The 5744-nt window shown below is 73.5% G+C and carries 6 protein-coding genes; 1 reads left to right on the top strand and 5 read right to left on the bottom strand.

Annotated features, from left to right (window positions below):
• Window positions 1-102: 102 nt before the first annotated feature.
• Both ABZU46_RS30740 and ABZU46_RS30735 read right to left on the bottom strand, forming a co-directional pair.
• A complete protein-coding gene (locus tag ABZU46_RS30740) occupies window positions 103-711 on the bottom strand; it encodes a VTT domain-containing protein (protein WP_354863204.1) in 609 nt (202 codons plus the stop codon).
• Window positions 712-812: 101 nt separating this feature from the next.
• A complete protein-coding gene (locus tag ABZU46_RS30735) occupies window positions 813-1496 on the bottom strand; it encodes a 50S ribosomal protein L11 methyltransferase (protein WP_354863203.1) in 684 nt (227 codons plus the stop codon).
• A gap of 195 nt (window positions 1497-1691) precedes the next feature.
• On the opposite strand from ABZU46_RS30735, the gene ABZU46_RS30730 reads away from it, so the two are divergent.
• Window positions 1692-1895, top strand: coding sequence for a cold-shock protein (locus ABZU46_RS30730; protein ID WP_007462771.1), 204 nt, complete (start codon window positions 1692-1694; stop codon window positions 1893-1895).
• 48 nt (window positions 1896-1943) lie between these two features.
• On the opposite strand, the gene ABZU46_RS30725 is transcribed toward ABZU46_RS30730, so the two are convergent.
• From ABZU46_RS30725 to ABZU46_RS30715, 3 genes are all read right to left on the bottom strand, one after another.
• Window positions 1944-3224 carry an MFS transporter gene (locus ABZU46_RS30725; RefSeq protein WP_354863202.1) on the bottom strand — a complete coding sequence of 427 codons (1281 nt, stop codon included), beginning with the start codon at window positions 3222-3224 and terminating at the stop codon, window positions 1944-1946.
• Window positions 3221-3796, bottom strand: a complete 576-nt coding sequence (locus ABZU46_RS30720) for a metalloregulator ArsR/SmtB family transcription factor (RefSeq protein ID WP_354863201.1) — start codon at window positions 3794-3796, stop codon at window positions 3221-3223. Before ABZU46_RS30720 ends, ABZU46_RS30725 begins: the two co-directional genes overlap by 4 nt.
• A 268-nt stretch (window positions 3797-4064) precedes the next feature.
• Window positions 4065-5705 (bottom strand): CocE/NonD family hydrolase, encoded by a 1641-nt coding sequence (locus ABZU46_RS30715; RefSeq protein WP_354863205.1) that lies wholly within the window; start codon window positions 5703-5705, stop codon window positions 4065-4067.
• Between the last annotated feature and the right edge of the window lie 39 nt (window positions 5706-5744).

Raw genomic sequence — 5744 nt, 5'->3', positions numbered from 1 at the left:
CCTGCCGTGCCCGGCGCAGGGATCAAGCCTGACCGCCCGGAGCCGGGCACGGCAGGCCCCCGCACCCCCACCGCAACCACGGCAAGCCCAACCAGCCACAGCTCAACCAGCAAGAGCAGAGAACCGCCGCCGCGCCCCCACCAGCACCACGAACGCCAGCGCCAGCCCCACCCCCATGGTCACCAGCAGCGGGCTCGGCGCCCCCGGCAGCAGCCCGGCCAGCGACCGCGACGCGGTGCCCAGCGCCAGGTAGAGACCGGCCCAGGCCGCCGCGCCGAGGGTCGCGCAGCCGAGGAACCGGCGGTACGACATCCGCAGCCCGCCGGCGGCCAGCGGCAGCAGCGCGTTGAACACCGGCAGGAATGGCGCGACCATCATCATCCGACCACCGCCGCGGCTGAGGATCCCCTCCGCCGCGCTCCAGCGCGACTCCCCGATCCAGCCCCCGATCCGGCTCTGGCGCAGGCGTTCGGCGTAGCGGCGACCGACCAGGAAACTCAGCGACCAGCCGGCCAGGCAGCCGGCCAGCACCGCGGCGAAAGTGGCCAGCCCGGTGGCCGGGCGGCCCACCCCGACCGCGGCCAGGATCGCCACGTCACCGGGGATCAGCACACCCAGCAACGGTACGGCGTCGAAGAGCATGACCAGCCCGAGCGCGCCCATCAGCACCAGGATGGGCAGTTCTCCGACCTGGGCCAGCCATTGCGTCATGCCTCGTACGCTATGGCCGCCGCACCCCCGCGGACATCAGGTCGCAGCCCCCAGCGCCCCCTGGTATCCGCCTCGGGGTCGCCCCTGAGAGGGCCCGCGCGTCACGCGGGTCGCAGCACCTGCACCCGGCGCAGCGACGAGTCCACCGACGGCTCGGTGGTGGGCACCGGATAGTCGGCCAGCACCCGCAGCCCGTCGGCGGGCAGGTGCCCCCGACCGGGGTCCCCGACCAGGACCTCGGCGCCGGAGGCGACGGCCCGTCGCAGGAACGGCAGCATCCTCTCGGCCATCGGGCGGCTGTAGAACACGTCCCCGGCGACCACCAGATCGGCGTCGACGCCGACGCTGTCGAGCAGGTCGTCCCCGCTGGCGTCGATGGTGACCCGGTTGGCGCGCGCGTTGACGATGATGGCCGCCACGGCGTACGGGTCGATGTCGTTGGCGACGACGTCGGCGGCGCCGGCCAGCGCGGCGGCGATGGCCACCAGACCCGAGCCGGCGGCGAGGTCGAGGACGCGGCGTCCGGCGGCCAGCTCCGGATGGTCCAGCAGGTGCCGGGCCAGGGCCTGGCCGCCGGCCCAGGCGGAGGCCCAGTACGGCGGTGGCAGGGCGTGACCGGCGAGCGCCTCCATCCGGGCCCACCAGACGATCGCGTCCTCGGCGAGGTGCAGCCGCACCTCCGGGACGAACGGGGTGGGCACCAGTTGAAGCCGGTCCAGGCCGGAACCGGGCGCGTCGATCTCGCGCTCCAGCTCGGACAGCGCAGTGGCTGCGGCACCCCTCATCGGCGCAAGCATGCCGTAGCGGAGGGTGGTCGGGGCGGCTTTCGCGTGCCGGCGCGCACAGAGTTCATCTGAGTTCGAGTAAACACCTACGGCACTTCGGCCGGCAGATCGCCGCTTCGCCCGCTACTGTCGAACAGGTACGGGCGACCATCGGCCACAGGCCGGTGGTCCGCCGCTTTGAACAGGGAGAGATGCATGGCAACCGGCACGGTTAAGTGGTTCAACTCGGAAAAGGGCTTCGGCTTCATCGAGCAGGACGGTGGAGGGCCGGACGTGTTCGTCCACTACTCCGCCATCGCTTCGAGCGGCTACCGGGAGCTCAACGAGGGCCAGAAGGTCGAGTTCGAGGTGACCCAGGGCCAGAAGGGCCCGCAGGCGGACAACGTCCGCCCGATGTAGTTCCGTGCCGGTGACGGCGGTCGGTCCCCGGCCGCCGTCGCAGTGCACTCAAGACGCTGCCGGGGCGGCGGGCAGGTCCCGCCGCCCCCGGAGCGGCCCTATCAGCATGATCAGCGGGGTGATCGCCAACCAGGCGGTCATCACGCCGATCGCCGTGCCAACGCCGTAGCGCGCGCCGAGGGCTCCGGCCAGCACGGCCGCCAGCGGGATGGCACCGAAGTTGAGCAGGTGCATGCTCACCGTCACGCGGCCGAGCAGGTGGTGCGGTGTGTACGTCTGCCGGAAGGCGCCCTTGACCACGTTGCCGATGGCCACTCCGAGGCCGATCAGCACGCCGCCGAGGGCCGGCCAGACCAGCCCGACGCCGGGTGCGGCCAACGGGATGAGCAGGGCGGGCGGGCCGGTGAGCGCTGCCCCGATGAGCATGGCGCGCGCGGTGCCACACCGGCGGGCCAGGGCGGTGGCGAGCAGCGCGCCGATGATTCCCCCGGCGCTCATCACTCCGACCAGCACGCCCACCAGGCCCGGTGCGAGCCGCAGCTCACGCACCAGGAACACCACCAGGACCGCCTGGTAGCCGGTCAGACCAATGTTGCTGGCCGCGCCGAAGACGGTCAGCACCCGCAGGTACGGGTCGCGGATGACGAAGCGCAGTCCATCGACGATGTCCCGACGCAGCGACCGGGACCGGTCCGGCCGGGCGGGGCGCGGCTCGGCGGTGCGGATGCGCAGCAGGAGGACCGCCGAGAACAGGAACGTCAGCGCGTCCAGCAGCAACGCGGCGACCGCCCCGGTGAGCTGGGCGATCAGGCCCGCGATGCCGGGCCCGACGACGTAACTCACGGTCTGCGTGGCCTGTAGTTTCGCGTTTCCCTCGGGCAGTTGCTCGGGCCGCAGCAGCACCGGCAGGTAGACCTGGTCGGCGGTCTCGAAGAAGACCCGTGCGGCGCCGGTGCCGAGCGCCACAAGCAGCAACTGCTCGACGGTGAGGTGGCCCAGGGCGGCGGTCACCGGCACGCTGAGGAAGGCCAGCGCGCAGAACAGGTCGCAGACCACCATCAGGGGCCGGCGTGGCAGCCGGTCCACCCACGCGCCGGCCGGGAGGCCGATCAGCAGCCAGGGCAGCCAGGCCGCGGCGGTGAGGACCGCCACCTGGAAGGTGCCGGCGTCGAGCACGGCGACAGCCACCAGGGGCAGCGCGACAGTGGTGACGTTGCTGCCGATGCTGCTGACCGTCTGCCCGGCCCAGAGCAGTCGGAAGTCGCGATGCCACAGCAGCCCGCCGGCCGGTCGGACCGGGCTCGGGTCGGTGCGGGTGGCCGCGGTCACGGCCGGGCCGGTACGCCGTGGACGAACACGAAGACAGGCTGGCGTTCGCGGCCGTCGTCGGGCAGCTGTCGGGCCGCCCAGCGATCCAGCAGGTCGATCATTTGGCGGCTCAGCTCGGCCAGTTCCTCGGGCGTGAGGTGCAGCCACTTGTCCGTCGAGAACGGCGCGTCGGCCCAGGCGGCCTGCGCCGACTCGTCGCTGGCGTGCCAGGCCCGCGCCAGGGAGACGTGCCGGTCCAGGTTGAGTGAGGTGGCGGCGTCGGCGACGGCCCGGGCTGCAGGGTCAGCGTCGAAGTCGGTGTTGGACCAGCGCACTCCCCGGGTGACGAGCTGCCACCACCGCTCGCGGCGGTCCCGGGCCAGCTCGGGTGCCTCGGTGACGAGGTCGGCGGCGGCGAGGACCTTGAGGTGGTGGCTGACGTTCGCCGGCGCCTGGTCGGTGCGCTCGGCGAGCACGCCGACGGTCGACGGGCCGTGCACCTTGAGCACGTCCATCAACCGGCGGCGCAGCGGGTGGGCCATGGCGGCCAGCACCCGCGAGTCGGTGACCTGGCGTACGTCGGGGGTGTCCATCTCGCCAGCATCGCATCCGCAACAGTGGTTGCGCAATGATTATTGCTCAATCGCTCTTGCGGATCGCGATGGGGAGGGGCGGCCCGGTGGGGACGAGCCCCCCCTCGCTCAGGCGACGAGCCGGGGGCCAGTGTCGTCCCGCCCCTCGGCCAGGCGCAGGTAGACCTGACCAGTCGGGTTGCGACCGTCGAGCACGGTCAGGTCCGCTGGTGCGCTTGCCGAGCCGGTCCCACCGCTTCACGGTCGTACCGTCGGGGCTGTAGCGGGTTTACTCGAATTGGTGACGAGAGTGGGCGATCGGCAGCCACACCGCAGACGGATGCTCCGGATCGTGCAGGACCTGCCGCCAGCCGGCACGCAGCGTCACGGCCGTGCCGAGGGGTTCCCCACTGCCCGGGTTGCGCGCCCAGCGCGGGTGGGCGCCGCCCGCGACCTGGACGCGCAGTCGGTGCCCGGCCGCGAACCGGTACGCGGTCGGCCAGAGCGGCACCGGCACCCGCAGCGCCCCGGACCGGTCGAGGGCGAACCGGCCGGGTGCGACCCGGACCAGTCCGTCGCACACGTTGCGAGAGCGCCCTCGCCGGTCCACATCGCACAGCCGGACGTAGACGTCCAGGTACCCGAGCTCGCTGCGGACGTGGATCTCCGCGCGTACGCCGCCGATCACCTCTACCGGTTCGGTGAGCGGAGCGCTGGTGTACGTCAGGACGTCGGGCCGGGCCTCGACGTGCCGGTTGTCCACCGGGCCGGCCCGCTTGGCGACCAGCAGCGGGCCACCGAGCGACGGGGTGGGGTCGGCCGGGTCGTACCGGAACTCGTCCGGGGCCGAGGGGTTCGGCGGGCGGATCGCCAGCTCGCCTCCCGGGTGCAGGTGCCACGGGGTGTCGGTGGCCGGTGGTGGCCAGTCCGGCAGGTCCCGCCAGCCGCCGTCGGGACCGCCCACGTGCAGCCGGACCGGGGCCCCGCGGGACACCTCGGTGGGTCGCCGCTCGTCGGCCGCAGACCCGCCCAGGTGCTCGTCCAGCCAGGCCAGCCCCTCGCGCAACGCGGCCACGAACAGACCGGGGCTGCCGTGCGTCCACGGGCCGATCACCAGCCGCGGCCGGGCGCCCGCGGCGCGCAGGGTGGCGTGGTCGTCGAGCTGGGCGGGCAGGAAGATGTCGTGCCAGCCGGTGACCATGACCACGGGTGCGCGCACGCGGGCCACCCGGTCGGCGAAGACCCGGCCCTTCCAGTACGCGGCGTCGGGATCGTGGTGGCGCAGCCACTCCTGAAAGAACCCGATGGTGACGCCGGTGGCGACCCGGTCCGCTCCGGCCAGCGGCAGGTGATCCAGTGCGGCAGCCAAGCGGGGCTGCCCACGCTTGAGTTCCCACTGCCGGGCCAGCCTCGACACGGTCTGGGCGTGCAGCAGCTCGGCCCAGGTCAGCACGGTGTCCAGGGCGAACGACTCCCCCGCGTACGTCGAGTCCCGGGTGGACGACGCGGTCACCACCGCGACCATCGCGCGCAGGTCCTCGCCGGCGTCGGCGGCCAGCGCCCACTGGGCGAAGCCCTGGTAGCTGACGCCGAACATGCCGAGCGCTCCGGACCACCAGGGCTGGCGGCGCAGCCAGTCCAGGGTGTCCACCCCGTCGTCGCGCTCGTGCACCAGTGGGGCGAACGTGCCACCGGAGCCGCCCGTGCCCCGGCAGGACTGGATCACCGCGTGTCGACCGCGCGCGGCGAGCAACCGGCCGAGCAGCCGCAACGGCCCGCCCCGCCCGTACGGGGTGCGGATCAGCACGGTCGGGGCGGACCGGTCGGCCGGGGCGTAGTGGTCGGTCCGCAGCACGACGCCGTCACGTACCCGGATCGGGATGTCGCGGGTGACCCGCACCGGGCCGGGGCGCACGGCGGGAAGCCGCAGCGCGGCAGCGGCGAGGCGGGCGACGAGCCGGCCCGGCAC

This window comes from Micromonospora sp. NPDC005197 (genome assembly GCF_040608295.1).
GTDB lineage: Bacteria > Actinomycetota > Actinomycetes > Mycobacteriales > Micromonosporaceae > Micromonospora.
This window is presented reverse-complemented; position numbering and strand designations above follow the sequence as displayed.

Excerpts from the sequence above, each read along its gene's own strand:
- ABZU46_RS30740 (WP_354863204.1), bottom strand. The coding sequence starts at position 711 with ATGACGCAATGGCTGGCCCAGGTCGGAGAACTGCCCATCCTGGTGCTG.
- ABZU46_RS30735 (WP_354863203.1), bottom strand. The coding sequence starts at position 1,496 with ATGAGGGGTGCCGCAGCCACTGCGCTGTCCGAGCTGGAGCGCGAGATC.
- ABZU46_RS30730 (WP_007462771.1), top strand. The coding sequence starts at position 1,692 with ATGGCAACCGGCACGGTTAAGTGGTTCAACTCGGAAAAGGGCTTCGGC.
- ABZU46_RS30720 (WP_354863201.1), bottom strand. The coding sequence starts at position 3,796 with ATGGACACCCCCGACGTACGCCAGGTCACCGACTCGCGGGTGCTGGCC.